General features: G+C 32.7%; 18 protein-coding genes. 8 read left to right on the top strand and 10 right to left on the bottom strand.

Translation table 11 applies throughout. The features are described 5' to 3' along the window. Positions 1 to 242 precede the first annotated feature (242 nt). Positions 243 to 1301 (bottom strand): aminotransferase-like domain-containing protein, encoded by a 1059-nt coding sequence (locus tag D1866_RS09350; RefSeq protein ID WP_152939325.1) that lies wholly within the window; start codon positions 1299 to 1301, stop codon positions 243 to 245. A 7-nt stretch (positions 1302 to 1308) separates the two neighbouring features. Further along, positions 1309 to 1758, bottom strand: a complete 450-nt coding sequence (cynS, locus tag D1866_RS09345; RefSeq protein ID WP_152939323.1) for a cyanase — start codon at positions 1756 to 1758, stop codon at positions 1309 to 1311. 212 nt (positions 1759 to 1970) lie between these two features. On the opposite strand from cynS, the gene D1866_RS09340 reads away from it, so the two are divergent. Continuing rightward, positions 1971 to 3839, top strand: coding sequence for an APC family permease (locus D1866_RS09340; protein ID WP_152939321.1), 1869 nt, complete (start codon positions 1971 to 1973; stop codon positions 3837 to 3839). A 68-nt stretch (positions 3840 to 3907) separates the two neighbouring features. Here the strand turns inward: D1866_RS09340 and D1866_RS09335 are convergent, their stop codons facing one another. Further along, positions 3908 to 4114, bottom strand: coding sequence for a hypothetical protein (locus D1866_RS09335; protein WP_152939318.1), 207 nt, complete (start codon positions 4112 to 4114; stop codon positions 3908 to 3910). Between the two features lie 298 nt (positions 4115 to 4412). Between D1866_RS09335 and D1866_RS09330 the strand changes: the two genes are divergently transcribed. Together D1866_RS09330 and D1866_RS09325 are read left to right on the top strand one after the other, a co-directional pair. Continuing rightward, positions 4413 to 6359, top strand: a complete 1947-nt coding sequence (locus D1866_RS09330) for an ABC transporter substrate-binding protein (RefSeq protein ID WP_152939316.1) — start codon at positions 4413 to 4415, stop codon at positions 6357 to 6359. 180 nt (positions 6360 to 6539) lie between these two features. Next, the gene (locus D1866_RS09325; protein WP_420809223.1) at positions 6540 to 8504 is read left to right on the top strand and encodes an ABC transporter substrate-binding protein; all 1965 of its coding nucleotides are present in this window, start codon (positions 6540 to 6542) and stop codon (positions 8502 to 8504) included. Between the two features lie 179 nt (positions 8505 to 8683). Here D1866_RS09325 and D1866_RS09320 read toward each other — a convergent pair whose 3' ends face one another. The 3 genes from D1866_RS09320 to D1866_RS09310 form a co-directional block, all read right to left on the bottom strand. Further along, positions 8684 to 10012 carry an MFS transporter gene (locus tag D1866_RS09320; RefSeq protein WP_152939314.1) on the bottom strand — a complete coding sequence of 443 codons (1329 nt, stop codon included), beginning with the start codon at positions 10010 to 10012 and terminating at the stop codon, positions 8684 to 8686. A 47-nt stretch (positions 10013 to 10059) separates the two neighbouring features. After that, the gene (locus tag D1866_RS09315) at positions 10060 to 11265 is read right to left on the bottom strand and encodes a M24 family metallopeptidase (RefSeq protein WP_152939312.1); all 1206 of its coding nucleotides are present in this window, start codon (positions 11263 to 11265) and stop codon (positions 10060 to 10062) included. A 402-nt stretch (positions 11266 to 11667) separates the two neighbouring features. Continuing rightward, positions 11668 to 13662, bottom strand: a complete 1995-nt coding sequence (locus D1866_RS09310) for an ABC transporter substrate-binding protein (protein WP_152939310.1) — start codon at positions 13660 to 13662, stop codon at positions 11668 to 11670. A gap of 352 nt (positions 13663 to 14014) precedes the next feature. On the opposite strand from D1866_RS09310, the gene D1866_RS09305 reads away from it, so the two are divergent. From D1866_RS09305 to D1866_RS09295, 3 genes are all read left to right on the top strand, one after another. Continuing rightward, positions 14015 to 14848 (top strand): hypothetical protein, encoded by an 834-nt coding sequence (locus tag D1866_RS09305; protein WP_231136305.1) that lies wholly within the window; start codon positions 14015 to 14017, stop codon positions 14846 to 14848. Further along, positions 14842 to 15153, top strand: a complete 312-nt coding sequence (locus tag D1866_RS09300) for a hypothetical protein (protein ID WP_152939308.1) — start codon at positions 14842 to 14844, stop codon at positions 15151 to 15153. Before D1866_RS09305 ends, D1866_RS09300 begins: the two co-directional genes overlap by 7 nt. A gap of 477 nt (positions 15154 to 15630) precedes the next feature. Next, complete coding sequence (locus D1866_RS09295) at positions 15631 to 16233, top strand: hypothetical protein (protein WP_152939306.1); 603 nt, start codon at positions 15631 to 15633, stop codon at positions 16231 to 16233. A gap of 171 nt (positions 16234 to 16404) precedes the next feature. On the opposite strand, the gene D1866_RS09290 is transcribed toward D1866_RS09295, so the two are convergent. Continuing rightward, a complete protein-coding gene (locus tag D1866_RS09290; protein ID WP_170254103.1) occupies positions 16405 to 17181 on the bottom strand; it encodes an ATP-binding cassette domain-containing protein in 777 nt (258 codons plus the stop codon). Continuing rightward, complete coding sequence (locus D1866_RS09285) at positions 17168 to 18151, bottom strand: ABC transporter ATP-binding protein (RefSeq protein ID WP_152939302.1); 984 nt, start codon at positions 18149 to 18151, stop codon at positions 17168 to 17170. Before D1866_RS09285 ends, D1866_RS09290 begins: the two co-directional genes overlap by 14 nt. Positions 18152 to 18309: 158 nt before the next feature. On the opposite strand from D1866_RS09285, the gene D1866_RS09280 reads away from it, so the two are divergent. Together D1866_RS09280 and D1866_RS09275 are read left to right on the top strand one after the other, a co-directional pair. Then, positions 18310 to 19311, top strand: coding sequence for an ABC transporter permease (locus D1866_RS09280; protein WP_170254102.1), 1002 nt, complete (start codon positions 18310 to 18312; stop codon positions 19309 to 19311). Then, positions 19301 to 20185 carry an ABC transporter permease gene (locus D1866_RS09275; RefSeq protein WP_152939298.1) on the top strand — a complete coding sequence of 295 codons (885 nt, stop codon included), beginning with the start codon at positions 19301 to 19303 and terminating at the stop codon, positions 20183 to 20185. Before D1866_RS09280 ends, D1866_RS09275 begins: the two co-directional genes overlap by 11 nt. Here the strand turns inward: D1866_RS09275 and D1866_RS09270 are convergent. Together D1866_RS09270 and D1866_RS09265 are read right to left on the bottom strand one after the other, a co-directional pair. Beyond that, positions 20182 to 20727 (bottom strand): hypothetical protein, encoded by a 546-nt coding sequence (locus D1866_RS09270; RefSeq protein WP_152939296.1) that lies wholly within the window; start codon positions 20725 to 20727, stop codon positions 20182 to 20184. The two genes, D1866_RS09275 and D1866_RS09270, sit on opposite strands and share 4 nt — an antisense overlap. After that, positions 20711 to 21352 carry a hypothetical protein gene (locus tag D1866_RS09265; RefSeq protein ID WP_152939294.1) on the bottom strand — a complete coding sequence of 214 codons (642 nt, stop codon included), beginning with the start codon at positions 21350 to 21352 and terminating at the stop codon, positions 20711 to 20713. The genes D1866_RS09270 and D1866_RS09265 overlap by 17 nt, the downstream gene beginning before the upstream one ends. Positions 21353 to 21375 lie beyond the last annotated feature (23 nt).

Here is a 21375-nt window from a genome sequence, read left to right as displayed (position 1 = left end):
CTCATAAAAATAAAAAATGATTAATCTTCATTATAATTATAATTAAGAAGATCTTTCTTTTTCCCTCTTTACGCTCCTCTATTAAATAATTTTGACTCACGTTAAAAACCATTCATGGGTATCTTATAATTATAAAAACTGAAAACCATGCTTAAAAGATTGTGAGACTTACCTTTTAATGCATGTGAAAAAGTCAATTTCCTTAAATATAATGACCAATAAATTTCGCATCTACTAGTCTATCAATTCTTCCTAATTTCCTTTAGAATAGTTGCAAATTCCAGTAAATTCCTCTCTAACTCCTCTTTATTTAGACTACTGAAGCTCATTCTGAAAGAGTCTTCTCCTAACCCTTTTTCGAAGTAAAACTTATCACCTCCCACTACTTGCACTCCTTGCAAACGTCTATAATTAAATCCGCTACAGAAAGTAAAGAAACCCCCTCTTGGGAAAGTGCATTGTATATAGTCCGGGAACTCCTCGCTAATTATCTTCATTGCTAAATCCCTTTTCTCCTTGTACGCCCTCTTAGCCTTATCCAAATTATTTAGGAATCTAGGATCCCTTATTACATCTTTAACTATTAACTGGTCTAATGACGATATTTGGTGGTTTACCTCCATCTTAATTTTTATTAGTTTATTAAGCAAGTCCTCATCATTAACTAGAATAAAGCCTACACGCAAGCCAGGAGAAAGTATCTTACTAAAACTAGATACGTAGATTACTGAGTCACTAAAGGATCTAAACGTATTTACGTCTTCTTCATACGAAAAGAACCCGTAAATGTCGTCTTCAATTATCCTAAATCCGTATTTTTCAGCTAATTCTATTATCTCCTTCTTAGTATAATCCGTTGTAACGTACCCTGTTGGATTATTTATAGTTACTGTGTAGAAGAACTGAAATTTATGATCTCTAACAATTTTTTCTAAGCTTTCGACGTTTATCCCATCTTCGCTTATGGGTACAGAATAAACGTTGGTAAGCCCTTTAAATTTCAGTATGCTTATAAAACCTTGATACGTAGGGGATTCTATTGAAACATCATTAAACAAATAAGAAAGCAAGAAAAGCGCCTCTTTCGCACCTCCGGTTAATATTATATTTTCCGGTCTAGCCCTCACTCCCCTTAACTTTAGGAAATCTGCTATAGCCTCTCTAACTTCATAAATCCCTTGAGCATCAACGTATTGCAACGCTTTATCGTATTCTTCATTAAGTACTCTAGCCGAGGCTTCCTTGATAATCTCTGTAGGCAATAGGCTAAGATCAGGTATTCCGTAAGCTAGGTTTATCATTTTTTATTTACCATTTTGCGTATTTTAGCCATTTTCCGTTGAATTTTAGTATCATTCTTTCGTTTCCTTTTTCGTCTTTTGTTTTATCCACGTCTATCATTACGTCTATCATGCTCATTATTCCGTCTCCGAACATTTCGTGTGCTACGTCCTTTATTGCTGGGCCGTATAATAGTACTGCCTCATATAACCTGTAAATGAATGGGTCTGTTGGCGGCCAAGGTTGTGCTGGAGTCCTCATCGGTACCTCCATTAATATATCCTTATACTCTGGAGGTAATTCCAAGAGTTTCACAATTTTCTCTGCCTCTTCCTCAGTAGCTTGACCGTAACCGTATAATAACATTGCAGCATAAACCGGATTACGACCAATTGCCTTACCAATCTCCTCCCAAGATAACTTCTTCTCCCTCTTCCTCTCCAACATAAATTCCCTAGCCTTAGACTTATCCAACATGCAAATTACCTAATTATTAAAACTTTTATATAGTCTATATTCTTTTACCTTTAGTTTTTAATAACTATTTTATATCAGTCGAGAGTATATTAACACTTTCTAAAAGTAATTGTTCTATAACAATCTCAAAAATAAAATTCTTTTAATTTATCTCTATTTATAGAATTATATTAATATTTAAATTTTCCCATTCAAACTTATTAAAGATCTTAATGAGCCTTAAGAGAGATAAAAAAGCAGTTTCCGTTCCAGATTTAGGAGCAGTAACAGATATTCAAATGAGAAAATCACTAAATAAACTTGAGTTACTGTTCCTTTCACTTCAAGGAGTGATTGGCTCAGGTTGGTTATTCGCATCGCTCTATACTGCAGCATATACTGGGGGTTCAGCGATAATAGCCTGGATAATAGGCGGTTTAATGCTACTTCCAATAGCGTTAACATATTCCGAAATAGCTTCAATAATACCAAAATCGGGAGGCGTAATAAGGTATCCTCATTATACTCACGGCGGCCTTTTAGGTTATATAATATCTTGGAGTTACTTCGCAGCAGGAGCCACTGTACCTGCAATAGAAGCTACCGCTGTAGTTACCTATCTTTCAAGCCTATTTCCCCAGCTTACAGTTAATGGCTATTTAACTACTTATGGAATTTTATTGGCATACGGATTAATATTTCTATTCTTTATAATAAATTACCTAGGAGTCAGTATATTAGGTAAAGTAGCCCACGGAGTAGGTTGGTGGAAGTTAATAATTCCCTCAGTAGCCGTAATTCTGCTACTGTCCTTCTATTATAACCCTTCTAACTTTACTGCAGGCGGTGGGCTATTTCCATCTCCTTCAAATTTAGCTACTTCTTACTATGGAATGGCTGCAGTATTATATTCAATCCCCGCCACCGGAATTTTATTTGCATATACAGGATTTAGGCAGGCAATAGAGTACGGTAGCGAAGCTAAAAATCCTAAAAAAGATATTCCGTTTGCGGTAGTCGGTGCAGTATTAATTTCAATCGTCTTATATACCTTACTTCAAGTTGCATTTATAGGGGCAATAAACTGGAGTGCAATAAACGTAAAAGTAGGAGACTGGGGAGGAATTCAAAATTCTATATTATCCTCCGGGCCTTTCTACGAAATTTTTAGCACTGCAGGCGTGAGCGGACTAGTAAGGCTAATATTCATTTCATTTGCAATACTGTTGTTAATTGATGCGGTAGTATCTCCTTCCGGGACAACGTTAGTAGGCATGGGTAGCGGTACGAGAGTGCTGTATGGCTTAGCGTCCAATGGATACTTTCCAGAAATATTCTTAAAATTGGGAAAAACTAGAGTGCCCGTAGTGTCTTTAATAACTGTTACAGTTTTAGGGTCTATATTCCTATTACCTTTCCCGGCGTGGATAGCGTTAGTAGGAATAGTGTCCTCAGCTGCTGTGTTCTCTTATATCATGGGAGGCGTAAGCTTAGAGGTATTAAGGAAGAAGGCCCCAGATGTAAATAGGCAATTTAAAGTACCTTTTAGTAAGGTTATAGCACCTTTATCCACAATCTCAGCCTTGCTGATAGTGTACTGGTCTGGATTTATTACATTGTTTGAAGTAGTAACGATAATATTTTCTGGAATTCCAATATTTATAGGTTATTATACTAGAAAGTTCTGGAACGTTAAGAAGAGCATTTTAATACCTTCCCTTGCGGTTAATATCTTTGGAATAGTGATAGGCACTGCCTTATTTTATATCCTTACTTCAGGTTTAAGTACAACAAATAACCTAGGATTTGTAATTTACATCGCAACACTCTCTGCAGTATCATTATTTGATTTTATTGTGGCATATAAATATGGGAACAGCGGTGAGGCTAAGGCTGGAGGATTAATGCTTTTCTTAATCTTAGCCAGTCTAGTTTTATCCTATTTCGGCAGTTTCGGTATGTATCCTATAATACCGTTCCCAGAAGATCTAATACCCGTCATAGCTCTAGGGCTTGCATTTCACTACTTAGCTATTAAAAATAGTCTTGGAGAAGAGGAAATAAGAGAAATAATAAGGAGGACGACTGAAGGATTAATATAAAAATATTTCAAGGTTTAGATTATAATAATATTTTTTATTTCTATTTCAAAATTCTTGTATAAAATCTTTTATAATTTCAAGAGATCTTCTGGAGTAATGCCTATCATAACGTATTTCTTTTCTGGATAGTTTACAGTAAATTTTATGGAATAAGGTTTTAATCTGGAATTTCTCCACATGTTATTCTCATAACATACCTTAAGTCTTGTAGCTTCTAATACTTCATTTTTGCCTGTTTTTATCTCTATATAATTATCGTATACCTTAAAATACATAGGTGTAGAAGAAAAATTATTAATGCAGAAAAATATTGAAGCTGTAAATATCAAAATTATTACAAATAGTAAAGGCGAGAGCTCGTATGTTCCAAAACATATTACAACATATATTATCTACGGAGTGAGAATTATAAAGATTATTACAAAAATAATGTAATAAACCTAAATATATTATAATATATTATTTAACTACATAAATCCTTGATAAAAGTAGGAATTGCCTATCTTACCTAATTAGATTTGGTTAACACATTGAACAACTAAGCTTATATAAAACTTCTAAAATGAATAGACTATGAAAGCATTAAGTAAGGTCTCATCCGTAGTTCTAATTTTAATTGTTATTATAGCTATAATAGGAGGAGTATTAATTTACAATCAAATATCTAAAAAAACTGTTACTACTACTACGATAGCTCTAAAACCTTCTAATACATCAGTACTTGTGGATGTAGCTCAAACGGTAGCTCCAGATTCCTTGGATCCTGCTACAGACTTTTTAGATCAAGTAGAACCCTTATTCTATGCGGTTTTCCAAGAGCTCGTAGAACCTAATGGAAGTAATTACTTACAAGTAGTACCTATAATTGCTCAAAATTATACAATATCATCAAATTATCAGAATTACTACTTCTACTTGAGGCCTTGCGTGCACTTTGCTGATGGCGTTCAAGTTAATGCTTCAACCGTTTGGTTCTCTCTCTATAGGACTATATTAATGGGTCAACCTCCAGGAGTAGCAGATTATATTTGTATTTTGTTTAATCAAACCATTTATTCAGTTAGCGGTTACGCAATACCTTGGGGAGTATGTTACGCAATAGAGAACGCAACGGGATTACACACTGTAGGAAATTATAATTTAACCGCTCACGTATTAGCTTACATACTTTCTCATTTTAACGCTAACAATGCTACAATACAGAAGATAATGAGTTATCCAAACCAAGCAGTAGTAGTAAAAGGACCATATGAAGTAGAAATTAACCTACTTCATCCGTATAAATACTTTTTGCTAGATATGGCAAATTCATGGGGCGCAATAGTTGATCCAGTTTACATTGATGAACATGGCGGTGTTCAACCTAATGAAGCAAATTGTTACATAAATGCTCATGGTATGCCGGGTACTGGCCCTTACGAGATAGAATATGTAGGTCCGTCATTTAATTGTGTTGTATTAGTTGCTAATCCTAATTATTGGGCAACTGGTAAGAACGTTCCGATAATAGCGGAATCACCACATATTAAGGTTATAGAAATATACTATGGAGTAACACACAATGATAGAGTAGAAGATTTCTTAGAAAATAAAGCACAAATATCCTACGTTTCAATACCTTATTTAGGTCAAGTGCTTAATCAATATCCTTACTCTAAGATTAATGAAAGTCAAGTTTTCTATAGTCTAGGTATTTTACCTGGAGTTCAATTTATTGCCATGAATACTCAGAAGTTCCCAACTAATATTACAGACTTTAGGTTGGCAATAGAGCATGCAATTAATTACTCACAATTGCTCTCGCTGTTCTCCTATAATGGTAAGGAATTGGCATCAGAATTTTTAGGGCCTATATCTCCTCAATATGGTAAACTTTATAATCCCAATAATTTATCTGTATACTCTTATAATTTGTCCATGGCTATACATTATCTGAACGAGGCTGGCTACGAGGGACATTTCTATGTAGTATTGCCTAATGGCAGTGTAATAGGTGATTCTAACGGAATTCAATTACCTACATTAGAAATCATTGCCTTAGCGCCAGTTACACAAGTAGAACAGGAAGAATTTCAGATAATAACGGAAGATCTAGCTAAAATAGGAATTTCAGTTTCTGTTCAATATGTTCTATTTTCAGTTATATCCTCATACACTTCACCTCAATCGACTCCTAATATGGTTGCGATAGGTTGGACTCCAGACTGGCCAGATCCAATATTTCAGCAAATGATGCCGTTAACTGATATAGCGTTCGGTGGTCCTTCGGGCAACTTCGCTTGGTTCAACAATTCTGATTTACAATCAATGTATAATACTCTACCCTTCATTACTAATACAACACTTCAAGAGAAAATGGTAGCAAAGGCGTATAGTATAATTTACGACTGTGCACCATATATATGGTTGCCGGTTACTTGCTCTTATTACTTAATTCAGCCATACGTAAAGGGCGTTATACTTAGCGTGGCCGACGGGTATCTAATATATTTCTATAATACTATGTACTATTCTAACTAAACTACAAGATTTACCATTTTTTCAATATCATTAAAGTTATTTAATAAATGAAGCATAGTACATATATATTGTGTAAAATTTAAATATTATTCTCCATAGACTATAAAACATCCAAGGAGATGACATGCATTGCATAAGGTTGCGTAAAATTTTAATTAATGCATTATAGAAATCAAGTCGATGAAAATGTATGCTAAAAAACATTTGGCGTTAAGTAAAATTAGTGCTATAATAATTTTAATAATTATAATTATTGCAGCAGCAGGCGGTATATATTATTTTGAGACTTCACATTATCACCATGCTGTAACCAAAGTTATTACTCTAGCTCCACCTAATCCTAATGAACTAACAGATGTCGCACAAACTGCACCACCAGACGCTCTAGACCCAGCAACCGGATTTTTTGTGCAGGACGGTCCTTTGTTTACTGCTGTTTTTCAAGAGCTTGTTGAATTTAACGGCTCAAATTACCACGAGGTAGTTCCAGTAATTGCCGAGAATTACACAACTCCTAACTATCAGAATTACTACTTCTATTTAAGACAGTGCATCCATTTCTCTGATGGCGTTCAAGTTAATGCTTCAACTGTTTGGTTCTCTCTCTATAGGACTATATTAATGGGTCAAGGACCGGGAGTTGCAAACTATATCGGTTTACTATTTAACTCAACAGTTTACGCAGTTAGCGGTTATGCAATACCTTGGGGAGTATGTTACGCAATAGAGAACGCAACGGGATTACACACTGTTGGTAACTACACATTGACAGCAGAAGTTCTAGCGTCAATACTCTCTCATTTCAACGCTAACAATGCTACAATACAGAAGATAATGAGTTATCCAAACCAAGCAATAGTAGTGAAAGGACCATATGAAGTAGAAATAAACACATTAGAACCGTATAGATATTTACCCCTTGTTTTAGCAGGTTGGTGGGGTGCTATTGTTAATCCTGTTTGTGTTGACATGCACGGAGGAGTAGTTCCTAATTCCGTAAATTCATATATCAATGAGCATGGAATGAATGGTACCGGTCCTTACGTTATAGTTAAGGTCTGTCCGGGATTCTCAACGATTGAATTAGAAGCTAATCCGAACTACTGGGCTGTTGGAAAGAATGTTCCGGCAGTTGCTGAGCCTGCACACATAAAGTATATAATAATCGACTATGGTCTAACACATAATGATAGAGTTGAAGACTTCGTAAAGAATAAAGCACAGATTTCGTATATATCAATACCATACTTATCACAAATACTAGGAACGCCGCCATATAACGAAATTCCAGAAAATGCGACTTTCGTCAACTTTGGTGCTGAGCCTGGGGTACTCTTTATTGCCATGAATACTCAGAAGTTCCCGACCAATATTACAAACTTTAGGTTGGCAATAGAGCATGCAATTAATTACAGTGCATTATTATCAATATTCTCATATAACGGTAAACCGTTAGCTTGTGAGTTCTTAGGCCCTATTTCACCAGAATGTAAGGGTTATTATGATCCGGCTAATCTTAGCATGTATAATTATGATCCTTCCTTAGCAATGCATTACTTGAATGAAGCTGGATATATAGGCGATTTTTACGTTGTGCTACCTAATGGTACTGTTTTAGGTAATCCTTCTGGAACTCAATTGCCACCGCTTTCCTTATATGCATTAGCTCCGGTTAACGAACTTGAGCAGGACGAGCTCGAGGTAATATCTCATGATTTAAGTCAAATAGGAATAGCAACAACAGTGTACTACGTGTTACCATCGGTAATACCGTCCTTTAATACACCTAATGACAGTCCACAACTACTTGATTTAGGTTGGTTCCCCGACTGGCCTGATCCGGTATTCCAAGAATTAATGCCTATTACTGATATAGAGTTTGGAGCTATAGATCATGCATGGTTTAACTGTCCTACTCTCCAGTCAATGTATAATACTCTACCGTTCATTACAAATGTAACATTACAAGAGGAACTAACGGCAAAAGCATATTCTATAATATATAATGAAGCACCTTATGTCTGGCTACCAGTTCCAGACGATTACTTCCTTGTACAACCATACATTCACTGCTTCCAATATAACGAATTTGTAGGATATTACTATAATATGATGTACTATAGTAATTATACATATACCACATGATCTCTCAATTTATTTATTTGTATTTTTGTAATTATTTTATTATATGGTATTATATATTGAAAATATTTTTCTATGAAACTGCTCACCTAACTAATAGCATTTATGTTCTTCTTAAAGTTTATACCAAATATGAAAGGGAAGCCTTTACTAGAAGGGCTGGAAACACCAGAGTAATTCCTTTACTTGCTAGTTTCATCTAATGCTTTGCCCGTAGTTGCTTTAGTAAATAGTAATAATATTCCACCAACTATCATCATCACAGCTAATATAAGCATAGTACTGAAGAATCCGTACTTAGCCGAAACCGTTAGGATTATTATTGGCATAAATGCTAATAACAAATGTGCTATTCCGTCAGTAAAAGCAAAAGCAGTTGCCCTAACTTCTGTAGGGAAGTGCTCTACTGTAAGCAGGTATGTATAAGGAAATATAAATGCACCTAATGAAGATAGTGATGCTAAAGATATATATATTAAAATAGCATTATATAACGTACCTAAAATTGCCATGAAAATACCGGTTAGGAATGCAGCTAGGTACTTTCTTTGAGTTTTTTCTGCAGTAAGTGCTGAAATAATATAGAATACAAATGCTACACTGCCAGAAACTACAAAGAATCTTAGCGTTGAAGCTAATGTATAGCCATGCTCTGTCAATATAGTAGGTACAGTTATACCTTCACCATCAAAAGCAGAATAAAACATAATCCATGAGAATAAAAATATAAGGAAATATTTTAGATGGCTTTTATCTACTAATATTTTCAAGTTAGAGAATGATGATTTGTGAGAATTATCATAAGTAGAAGGTATTAATGGTTCTTGAATATTTATATGAAGTTTTTCTAGAGTTAACTTAGCTTCATCTAATTTCCCTTTTTTCTCTAGCCATCTAGGAGACTCTGGTAAATCTTTTCTTAAAACCGCAAACGTTATGCCAACGATACCTCCTAGTATAAATACTAAACGCCAGCCTATATTTGGGATTGGAGCAAGCAAGTAAGATACGACAATAACTACTAATGCTCCTAGTGCTATACCTATCGATGAAGAGTAAGAAATTATTTTGCCCCTAGAACGTTTAGGTGACATTTCTGCCAAATAAGTTACAACTGAATTAAAATCTACGTAAGTCCCCCAACCTACAAAGAATCTTGTTATAATTAGCATAAGGATGTTTACTGATAACGCTGATAAAATCGTTGCCATTGAATATGTAACTAATCCAATTATTAACATGAACTTTCTGCCAAAATTATCCGATAAATATCCACCGCTTAGCTCGCCTATAACTCCTCCTATAAATGTACTAGTTAAAGCTAGTGATGCTAATGTTGAGGGTATCTTAAAAGTACTAATTATTGCTGGAAGTACATAACTTAAATCAAACAAATCGTACTCGACAAAAAAGTAGCTTGCGCTAATTACCAGAAATAACCATGTAGAAATAGGTATTTTCTGTAAATTATCCATAATTTCAGAGATTGAGCTATTAGTATTATTACCCATATATAATAATATTTCTTCACATTTTTAAACTTTTCTATTCATCACATTTATTTTATCGTTAATTCCTCTAAGTTATCTGGAAATTTAGTAAGTAATTCTATTCCATTTTCTCTTACCAAGACTGTATCAGAATGCCTGTACCCTCCTAAGCCGGGAACATATATTCCTGGCTCTACAGAGAATACCATGCCCGGTAAGAATTTACCATCATATCCTATGTCAATAAACGGTCTTTCGTGGACTTCTATACCTAATCCATGGCCTACATGATGGCGTAAGTACTCTTGAACCCCTAGTTCTTTTGCTTTTTCTCTAACAGCTTTATCTACATCTTTTATATTACCATAAGGTTTAATAGCATTTAGAGCAGTTTCTCTTAATTTCATCATTTTCTCGTACATACTTTTATGAGTATCATTAGCATATTTTACAAATAGAGTCCTTTCTAATTCTGCAGAATATCCTCCTATATCTGGTCCCGATCCTATGCCTAAAATGTCACCTTCCTTTATTCTCCTATAAGTTGATAACACGTGAGGAAATGCAGAGTACTCACCCACTTGGCCTCTGAAACCTACTACTAATGGATAAATAGACTTAATTGGTTTATATTCTTCTCCAAAGTATTCTTTAATTTTCTTACTAGCTTCTAAGCTGGCCTCAAGAGAGATCTCCCAATCATATTTCCCAGGTTTAATATAATTCATTGCAATTTCAATCGCCTTAGAAGCCCAATAACCACTCATTTTAATTAAATTAATTTCCTCCTCTCCTTTTATAATTCTCATTTCTTCAATAAGGTCTTTAATTGAAGTAATTTCTATTCCATTTTTACTCAGTATTTCTGACAGTAATGGACCATAGTATCCCCAATAAGACGGAGCCCCAGCTAAATTATCCATTCCAAGTCTCTTTATATTGTATTCTTTAGCTAAGTCTAAGATCTTATCTCTAATAAATAATATAACGTGAGGCTCTCCTGGAAAATCAAAATAGAAGTATTTTCTTCCTATAATTTTAGTCATCGTCTCAATATGATCTTTTTCAAGTAATGGTGATATAAGAGTGATTTCACCGTCTTTTGGTATAACTAATACAAATGGCCTTTCTGTAGATAAAATGTATAGATTCGTTAAATAGAATATATTTGATAAATTAGTTAGATAAATAGCATCTAAATTTAGTTCTGCCATTTTCTTTTTAAGATTATTGAGCCTATTCCATAATTCGTTTTCACTAATTCTAGGTATCATGAAGATTGATCTAATTGGATATATATAAATTTTTATATCTTATCTATTAATTTTGGTATAACATGTATTTAGGCTAGCGTATAATAATATTATCGATAAATATCATTTGCGGTCCATGACTCTCAAATGATGCCTAAGATAACTAAAAAATTAGGAATGATATTTATATCCAGCAAGGGAGGAATTATTCACTCGCAGAAGAATGAACTGATTGGGAAGACTCTTATAAGGGCGCGCAAGTACTAAAGCGGAGCGTTATCAATTTGGATCGAAATAATGATAGTCACACTTGAAAATAATAAGACGATTTTAACTATTAACGCTTAGACATTATTATTAACAATTTCATAATATAAATTTATATTAAAAAAATATTCTACCTTAATTTTTATGCCATTTTTATTACTCCGGTTTACCTCTTCTTCTTATTATGGTGAATACAACTGCTACTACTATTATTACTACTAAAATTCCTCCAACTATTGGTAATATACTAGATTTAGGTGCAACTGAGGGGGAAACAGTAGTCGTAGGAGGAGTTGGCTTTACATAGGTAGGCAAGTGTGGAGTAACGCCAGGCGGTACTATATAGCCCATTAGCAAACCTATTACTGGCCCCATATATTCAAAGTCGTATGCTATAAATGGGAATAAGATTGTAGATATTAAGGTTTGATTATGAGTAGATAATATAGCATTCCAGTTTGCTTCATAAGGATTAAGCTCTACTGGTTCTACTTTTTGTACATCAGCAATAGCAGGTAACCAGTAGTTGTACCACGCCATAAGCTTTCCTGTATCATTTATATACTGAGGAGAACCATATTGTAGAGTATGCATTTGAATAACTATTTGTGATACATTTATTGTATAATTTTCACCATTATAGATATACCATGTTGGTTTTGATAAATTAAACGGCGGTTGTGGTATTATGCTGGCTATTCTCCACGCATCTATAGTATCTGTAAATGGTGTAAAGAACGGTGCTGCTTCAAAATCTCCACTGAAGAACTCTGAATAAAAGTCGGACGTAGATAATTCATAAACCTGCGCTTTTATACCGAAAGCGTTTAGCTGCGTAGCAAATTCTTGTGATAATGCGACAAAATCTGTAAATCCTGATGGTACTATAATACTTATTGTTAACTGAGATCCGTTTGGTAAGACCCAATAACCATTTACTTTTTTCAATCCCGCTTCTTCTAGCAACTGGGTAGCCTTTTGTAAATTATATGAATAATTATTAAGACCTTGGAAAAACGATGAAGGAATCATTTTCTGGAACTCTGGTAAGAAACCAGAAGGAATTCCAGCAAAATTAGTTGGACCAGATATGTAATCTGGTGCATATGCCTCAGCAAGCTCTGTAGTGTTTATGGCATAGTATAAAGCTTGTCTTACTATTGGATTATTAAATGGGTATATTTGAGGATTAAGATAAAATCCTACGCCACCATAGGTACATGCCATGTATATTATATATCCCTCAGATTTTATTGTTTCGTATATGCTATATGGTATTGCAGTAACGCAGTAGCCTAATAGACCACCTTCTAAAAAGTTATAAGTTTGAGTGTTACCACTGGACCAATAAGTTATCATTTTAGGATAGTATTTTATAGACGAGTTAGGAAATGCCTGCTCGAAATATGGATTTGCTACCCAGCACATTAGTTCGTCGTTAATACTAGAGACGTTAGGGAAATAGAATCCATTACTTGTAGGAGTTACATTTAGAGATTCTATATAGCTAGTTAGGTTGCTTAGATAACTGCTTAATGCTAAATTTGACGTATTTAGAGTTGCCAGTATTTTAGCATATTTACCAAATTGGAAATATGGGGCTCCTATATAAGATGCTAAGACTATAGCTGCCGTTCTATCTAAGTTTTTCCAATAAATTCCTTTAAACCAAAACGCTACAGTATAATTATTTATTACAGTTACATTATATAATCCATAGTTTGAGTACCATCCGAATAATCTTATTCCTATCATATAAGTAGTCCATACGTCCCAGGCAGTAAATGGCTTTGGTCCGTTTACTGTATCCCAGTAATATGGATGTCTAAGCGTTACTATTAGTTCGTTTCCATTCCACGTCCAGTTAGTTGCTAAGATAGGTATGAACTGATGATCATTATGCACATAAACAGCCAATGGTAAGTATTGGAAGAATCCTAAAACTAAATTAGTAGGTGACCAGAAATTCCAATATATTCCCCCAGGAGTAGGAGGAGCTTCGGGTGCCCAAACCCATGTGCCATTAGTTATTTTATCCGTAAGTGCGGAATGCGTTATTACATTGAACCCATTAATAGTAGGTAGATAAAATCCTAGCATTACTATAATTACCAAAATTGAGGCATATAATCTACTCTTTTTATATAACATTTTTACTTCTCACGAGTTAATGCTCGATAAATTTATTTTTAAAAGTTATTTTAATAGGTCATTATATAATACTTATATATTTGTATTTTATTATTTAGTGATATATTTGTATTAATACTATCTATACTATGATTTTGAGATATAATTGATGTCTATACCGTCTTTTACATAAAATGCTCATAAATTTTACGAGGAAGTCACTTTAATTCCTAAGCATATTTATTAGATAAGTTTATATAGTATCAATTAGGAAACTTTATTTTATATATTTGAAATATAATATATTTCTATAATATCTCAGACATATTTCTTTACGAAAAGGTTTTATATTAAATTTATTTTACCATTATATATGAAAGTTAAGAGAAGAGATTTTATAAAATTGTTAGGATCTAGTATTGTATCCGTTACATTATTAGATAAATTGCCCTCCTCCATTATTTCTAGGTCACAAGTAATATGTACACCTTGCTCGTGGCAGTACGGAATTGAGAGCCCGCAACCCAATAAGACTATTTATGGCGGATTTATAATAATCAAAACTCCGAAAAAATTAGAGGACTTAGATTGCTTAATTGTTATATGGCCTTCATTAACTACTTCTACTGGATATTTTTATCAAGTATCTTTAGGATATCATCCAGAATGGGGCTGGCATGTTTCCGCTGGTTCAACTAATCCACAGTTATTCTGCGGATTAAGTTGCGGACCTTTTGCTGTAAATAACGAGCTTTTCAGACCAAAACCAGATAGCTTATATGAGCTAGGAATAAGATTAATTCCTAAAGAAAATACAAATGAAGTTTGGCTATATGTAGTTGATTGGCAAACCAAAATATTATATACAATATTTAAATTAACTGATCCAGGTAAAGTTGCTACACCAATTGGAGGCATTTTAGAAGGTTTTACAAAAAGTGAAGAAGCTTTATCCAAAATAAGTGGAGATAACGCATTTGAAATCATTACTGCAAATTGGTTAATAACTCCTTGGAGTTCCGAACTATGGCCTCATGGATACGTTTACGGTCCTACTCCTCAAACATGCACTCCTACTAATAACGGGTTTAGTGGATATGAGAGTGTACCATCATCGATTCAAATAAAGCCTCTGAAACTTGGTAAAATAGTAATAGGAGCCAATGTTGGAGGTCAACAATATGGGAGTGGTTACGAGTTATGGTAAAATATAGGGTCATTTTGATCTCTTTGATTTTAATAATATTAGCCATATTCCCTTACTTACCTACATCCATTATTAAAGCTCAGCAACCATATAATGTAACAACAATAACAGTCACTGTAACTATAATATGTACTACTACCATAACAGAGTATGTGACTTCGTATATAACTTCGATTCATACCGTGTTATCTACATCTATCATCACTAAGACTATAGTTCATACAGTACCATACAATTTGCCCGAGACTATTATAATAATAATTCTCGTAGCAATAATAATATATCTGCTAATACGTAGGAAATAGTAGTTAGGTTAAAATAATATGATATCAAAATAGGAACACGTGGCAGGAATATCTAATATCATAAAACTGATTATATTTCTTACTTTAGCGAAGCTTCTGGTATTTCTTCCAATATATTTTATTTCTGGTTCAAATTTCTTTTACTTGATAACTACTAAATGGGATTCTATACTTTTTGAAACAATAGCAGAATATGGTTATATAAAACCTTGCTTATTTGCGTTTCCACCTATATACCCTTTACTTATCAAGCTAGTCTATAATATTTTCAATAACTACTGCATTAGTGCTTTTTTAGTTACAAATATATTCGGATATTTGTTTCCAATAATAGTATATAAAACATTTAATTATAAAACTGCATTACTTTTGGAGCTGTTTCCGGTTTATATAATCTATTCTACACTTCCTTATTCAGATGTTATCTATTTAACAGCGGTTTCATTGACTTTTTACTTTTTAAAGAAGGAGAAGATCTTGTCGGCATCAATTGCAATGGGTTTTGCTATAGCAACATTTTATAGTATAGCTTGGACTCTACCTTCATTTATTATTAAACTTAAAAAATCATTCTTAAAATTTATTATTATTCCATTACTATCTGGATTTTCTATATTTGCGTGGTATTATTTATCTACCGGTGATCCATTCTATTATTTTAAACTAGAGAAAATAATTTGGGGAGTGAAATTAGTTACACCACTATGTCAAATTAATTGGCTACTTAATGGCTGGTTTACTACTCAAAACTGGACTATACTCTCCTTAAGCTTAAGCCCAATGGACTGGTTAGTTAGAAATTTAGGTTTTGAAATTTTCTTTATTATATTAACTATAAATATAATAAGGCTTAACGATAATAATAAGTGGTTATACTTTACTTATTCCATTTTAGCAATATCTCCATTACTTTTTATAATCGGTACACCGGCTATTTCGATACCAAGAATATTACTTTCAGCCTTTCCATCATTTTATTCATTAAAAATTGAAGGTATTTGGCTAATATTATATATAATAATTTCAATAATACTAACACCACTATTTGTATTATGGCAAATTTATGCCTTTTTCTCTTAATCTCTTTTTCTATCTTTATATTCTAAATAAATGAAAAAAACTAGTGCAGGAATTATGATTAATAGATCTAATATATCTATACTATAAAAACCAGCAAATGCGATTGAAAATAAGGTCATCAGAAGGAGAATAATTAATAAAGTTATTACTAAAGAGATAATGCCCATGTAATCACCTAAATGGGTCAAGGTACGACTCTAGTAATAATTTAGTATACTCATTTTTTGGCGATTTTATTATCTCTTCTGCATACCCTTCTTCAATAATTTTTCCATCATACATAACTATTATTCTACCTCTATCTTCAGAAAAATATTTAGCTATTCCTATATCGTGGGTAATGAGAATTATAGAAATGTTATAAGTTTCCCTTATTTCCTTAAGTAGTTTAATTACGTCTATTCTGAGACTAGCATCAAGCATAGAAACTACTTCATCAGCGAACAATATTTTGGGCTTTAATAAGAGTGCTCTAGCTAATGCAGCCCTTTGCAATTGACCTCCACTTAACTGGTGAGGATATTTAGTTTTAATAGACTCGTCTAGTCCTACCATTTGCAGATATTTATCTATTAAATTATCTGTCTCGTTACCCTTAGCTAGCTTATATTCTGATATTACTGTTTTGAAAGAATCACCCACTTTCCTAAATGGATTAAATGCGGAGTATGGATTTTGCATTATGTATTGTACACTTCTTCTAAATTCCTTATACTCTTTTCCTTTCAACTTATATACATTTTTACCGTTATAAAGTACATTACCTTTATTGGGCTTTTGAATTCCTGCTAGAACTAAACTTAATGTAGTTTTTCCAGAGCCGCTTTCACCTATAATAGATATATTTTCGTTATCAGATATACTAATTGATACATTATTTAATGCAATTTTTTCTCCTTTTTTAGTCTTAAAAATTACAGTAATATCTTTTCCTTCAAGTGTATACACTTTTCTCAACCTCAAAAGGCTTATTACACAGAACTTCGTGATCATTAATTCTAATATTAGGTGGGAATTCTTCACTACATATGGTAGTAGCAAAAGGACATCTTGAATAGAAAGGACAACCACGATTCTTATTAATATTATGTTTAACCATGAATTTTTCTCTAATCTTTATAAGTTTATTTTTACTACTTAAGCTGATGACGCTACTTAATAGATATAACGTGTACGGATGAAGAGGATGATTTATTATCGCTTCTTTACTACCACGTTCTACTATGTGCCCATTATATAACACAATTATCTCATCAGCAACGTAACTCGCAACAGAGATATCGTGAGTAGAAACAAGAAAAGTTATATTTAGCTCATTATTGATCTTTTTTAACAAGTCTAAAATTTTCTTCTGTGTTATTACATCTAATGCTGAAGTAGGTTCGTCTGCAACTGTAAGTAAAGGCCTTAAAAATATCGCGAGTGCTATTACAACTCTTTGCTTCATGCCTCCTGAGAGTTCAAAGGGATAGTAGTTTAGAATTTTTTCATCTAATCCTATTTGAGGCAAAATTTCTTTAGCGCTATTTAACGCAACCTCTTTAGGTATATTATAAGCCATAGCTGTATCAATAAAGTGAGACCTTATTTTCCGTAGAGGCGATAATACGCTCATTGCGTTTTGAGGAATATAGGAAATAAGTCTCCATCTATTAGTTCTAAATTTTTTGCTATATTTTCCGTTTTCCATAATTTTCTCGTTATTAAATATTATTTTACCACTTATTCTAGCATTCTGAGGTAAGAAGCCTAATATTGCAGACAATAATGTAGTTTTTCCAGAGCCGCTTTCACCTATAATTGCTGTTATACTAGATTTTTTAATTCCAAAGCTAACGTTTTCTATACCTTTTACTATACTATCTTCAAGTCTATAATTTACTGTCAAGTTTTGAACTTGTAAAATTTCATCTTCCACATAATCAAATCTAGTAAGCTTATATATAAACTATAATATACACTATATATGGAATTGAAAAGGTAAAGTTTCATATTAATCAATATTATTCCCATAATTATGAATACATGAATCTTCAAAAAGTTTATATAAACGGAATATGGAGAATTATATTAGATATGAATGACTTCTTTAAGTGGATAATAAAAAGAATATTATTGGCTATAATTACAATATATGTTGTAATAACCGCAACGTATATATTATTATACATATCTCCAGGAAATCCAGTGCAAATATATATAGACTCTCTATTGGCTAGAGGTTATTCTAAGGAATATGCTCTAATGAAAGCAAGGGAAGTTTTTGGAAATTATGTTAATCAAACCGCATTTCAAGCATATTTAAGTTATATAAATGGTTTACTCCATGGAGATCTTGGGAGGTCATTAATATATCATGAGCCAGTAATTAAATTAATAGCATTGGAGACTCCATATACGGTATTTCTTGTTTCGTCATCATTAATTTTATCTTATATAATTGGAGTATTAATAGGACTATTAACTGCAAAGTATTCTGGTGGAAAAATAGATAGTTTAATAACCATATTGTCGGCGGCATTTAATTCAATACCTAATTATATTGTTGCAATTATCCTTTTATTATTTTTTGCTATATATAATAATTATTTCCCAATAAGTGGTTCATACGGAATAGGAGTTCACCCAGGTTTTAATTTACCTTTTATTATTAATATGCTAGATCATTATACACTTCCTATTTTATCTTTTTCACTACCAATGATACCGGGTTGGATATTAAGTATTAGATCTGCTGCTTTCTCAATTTCACAAGAAGATTATGTAAGATACGCTAAACTTAGGGGAGTTAAGAGCAGAACTATACTTCTAAACTATATAGGTAAAACTGCAGTAATTCCGTCGTTTACTAGATTGATGTATTCTTTTGGATTATTGCTAGGTTCAGCTACTTTCATAGAATCAATTTTCGGACTTTACGGAATAGGAAGTTTATACGCTACTGCGCTGACTAGTAAGGATTACCCGCTTGCTATAGGTGTTCTATTAGTAATAGTCATAATTAGTATAATTGGCAATATATTAGCCGACATAATTTATGGAATATTAGATCCCAGGGTGAGGGTCGGTGAAGAATAAGTTCGTAATATCATTGTACAGACTATTTAAATTAATTTATAGAAATAAGATTTTCTTTGCTGGTTTTATAATATTTGTATTTTATATCCTAATGGGCACAGTAGGGTTATTGATAATACCCTACCCTTCTCCATCACTAGCCAATCCATTTAACGCATTTCAACCGCCTTCCTTAAATCATTTCCCATTATATATATTTGGCACAGATTATGAAGGTGAACCGTTATTACCAGAGATCGTGTGGGGCACGCCTTTTATATTAGAAGTTACTAGTATTGCATCTGTAATAACTATAGGTGTAGGTCTAATCTTAGGACTATTAGCTGGCTTTATGGGAAGATTCGTAGATTTAGCGTTAAATGCTTTTTTTGAAATAATACTTACACTTCCTGGATTTCCAATAACGTTAATTTTAGCCACAATAATTCATACTAGTAATCCATTAATATTAGCAGGGATTTTAAGTATGTTTTCCTGGGCTGGTCTTGCTAAGGCTATAAGAAGTTTTACATATTCTCTAAAGAAGCAAGAATACATTACCATGGCAAAAATTCTTGGGCTGAGCAAGATTAGGATATTGAAAGAGATTATTTATCCAATGAGTTCATATATTTTAGTACATCTATTTCAAGATATGATGTTTTACGTATTTGGTTTAGTAGCACTTTATGCTTTTGGCTTTCTACCTTTATCCAATAATAATTGGGGTGTAATATTAAATTTTGCAATAAGTATAGGAGGCGCGATATATTCGCCTTTGGGTTTTTGGAATTTAATAATACCTATGATAATTATAATAATTTATGAAATAGGCTTAATGATGATGTCAATAGGCTTAGGAAAACTTGTGGACCCAAGACTTAGAGAGTACTAATACGTTCCTAAGAGATATACACCAGGTTGAACCTTTAAAATTCTTATAAAAGGTTTGTTAATTACTCTATCTGGAGATGACAATAATGTTTGATAGTTATTTATATCAGATGTTCTCGAGAAATAGAATTTTAAACCTTTAAGCTTACAGCTCATTGTAAAAATATATGTAGGGTATTTAATCCAAATTCCTGAATATAAAATTTTATCAGTAATATTAATATTAGAGGCATAAACTTTTTTTCTAATATAAAAAAATTGGTCATCTATTGTTATTTTTACACCTTCTTCGACTATTCTACTTCTTGACACTACACCCATTGGTGGAATTAACTCTATCTCTCCTTCATTTTTAGACATTATTATTCCTTTTAGTCTTAACTCTACATAATTTTGATTTTCTATCATTGATGCGCTATAAAATATTACCGGATACTTATCATAAATTGTAATATACCTTAGAGAAGTTCTCTTTGCTACTCCAGTATCTAAAAGAAATCTAACAAATTTCTTATCCAATTGTCTATCAGTAAGAATAATCATATTCTTTTCCCTTAATTATAAAAAAATATCCTACTTTTGGTTCTAAACTGGTCTTAATCATAATACTATTCAAATTACATATCTTTATATAGTCCTTGACAACAATAAACTCCTTAGGCAATTCACCTGGGGTGTAATTTTTACTTTTTATTAAATCGATATCTAAGTTAATAATAGGTAATTGAAATGTAGCCATATATTTCTCTACTGGATAATTTGAGTTTTCAATAAAATACAATTTTCTGTTTTTTATGAGTTCTGCCAGATTTCTGAGTCCATTATCGTAAATAATAAGTTCTACATCTGTTGTAATTTTGCTCTTTGGTTTAAACGGTTTCTCCATTTCTGAGTATATATAAAAATGAAGTTTATTACCGAATTTTCTTACTTCCATATTGCTCGAAACAACATTATTATCTGTTGATCTGACTTTAATTTTATAGTATATAATGCTTGCATCATCAGAAAAAACGAGTCTTGTATCAGAATAACCGGTAATATTAGATGAGCTAACATTTTTATAATGAGTGAATGTATGCCTTTCATATAAGTATGAGCCTCGAATCTCGTAATGATTCTTCATAGAAGTTATTATTCCAGCATAATCTTTCTCACCTAATAACATAAGAAAGAGTTAGCTTATCTACT

The sequence above is a fragment of the Acidianus ambivalens genome (assembly GCF_009729015.1).
Classification (GTDB): domain Archaea; phylum Thermoproteota; class Thermoprotei_A; order Sulfolobales; family Sulfolobaceae; genus Acidianus; species Acidianus ambivalens.
Note: the sequence above shows the minus strand (reverse complement) of the source record. Positions and strands in the feature narration are given on the sequence as shown.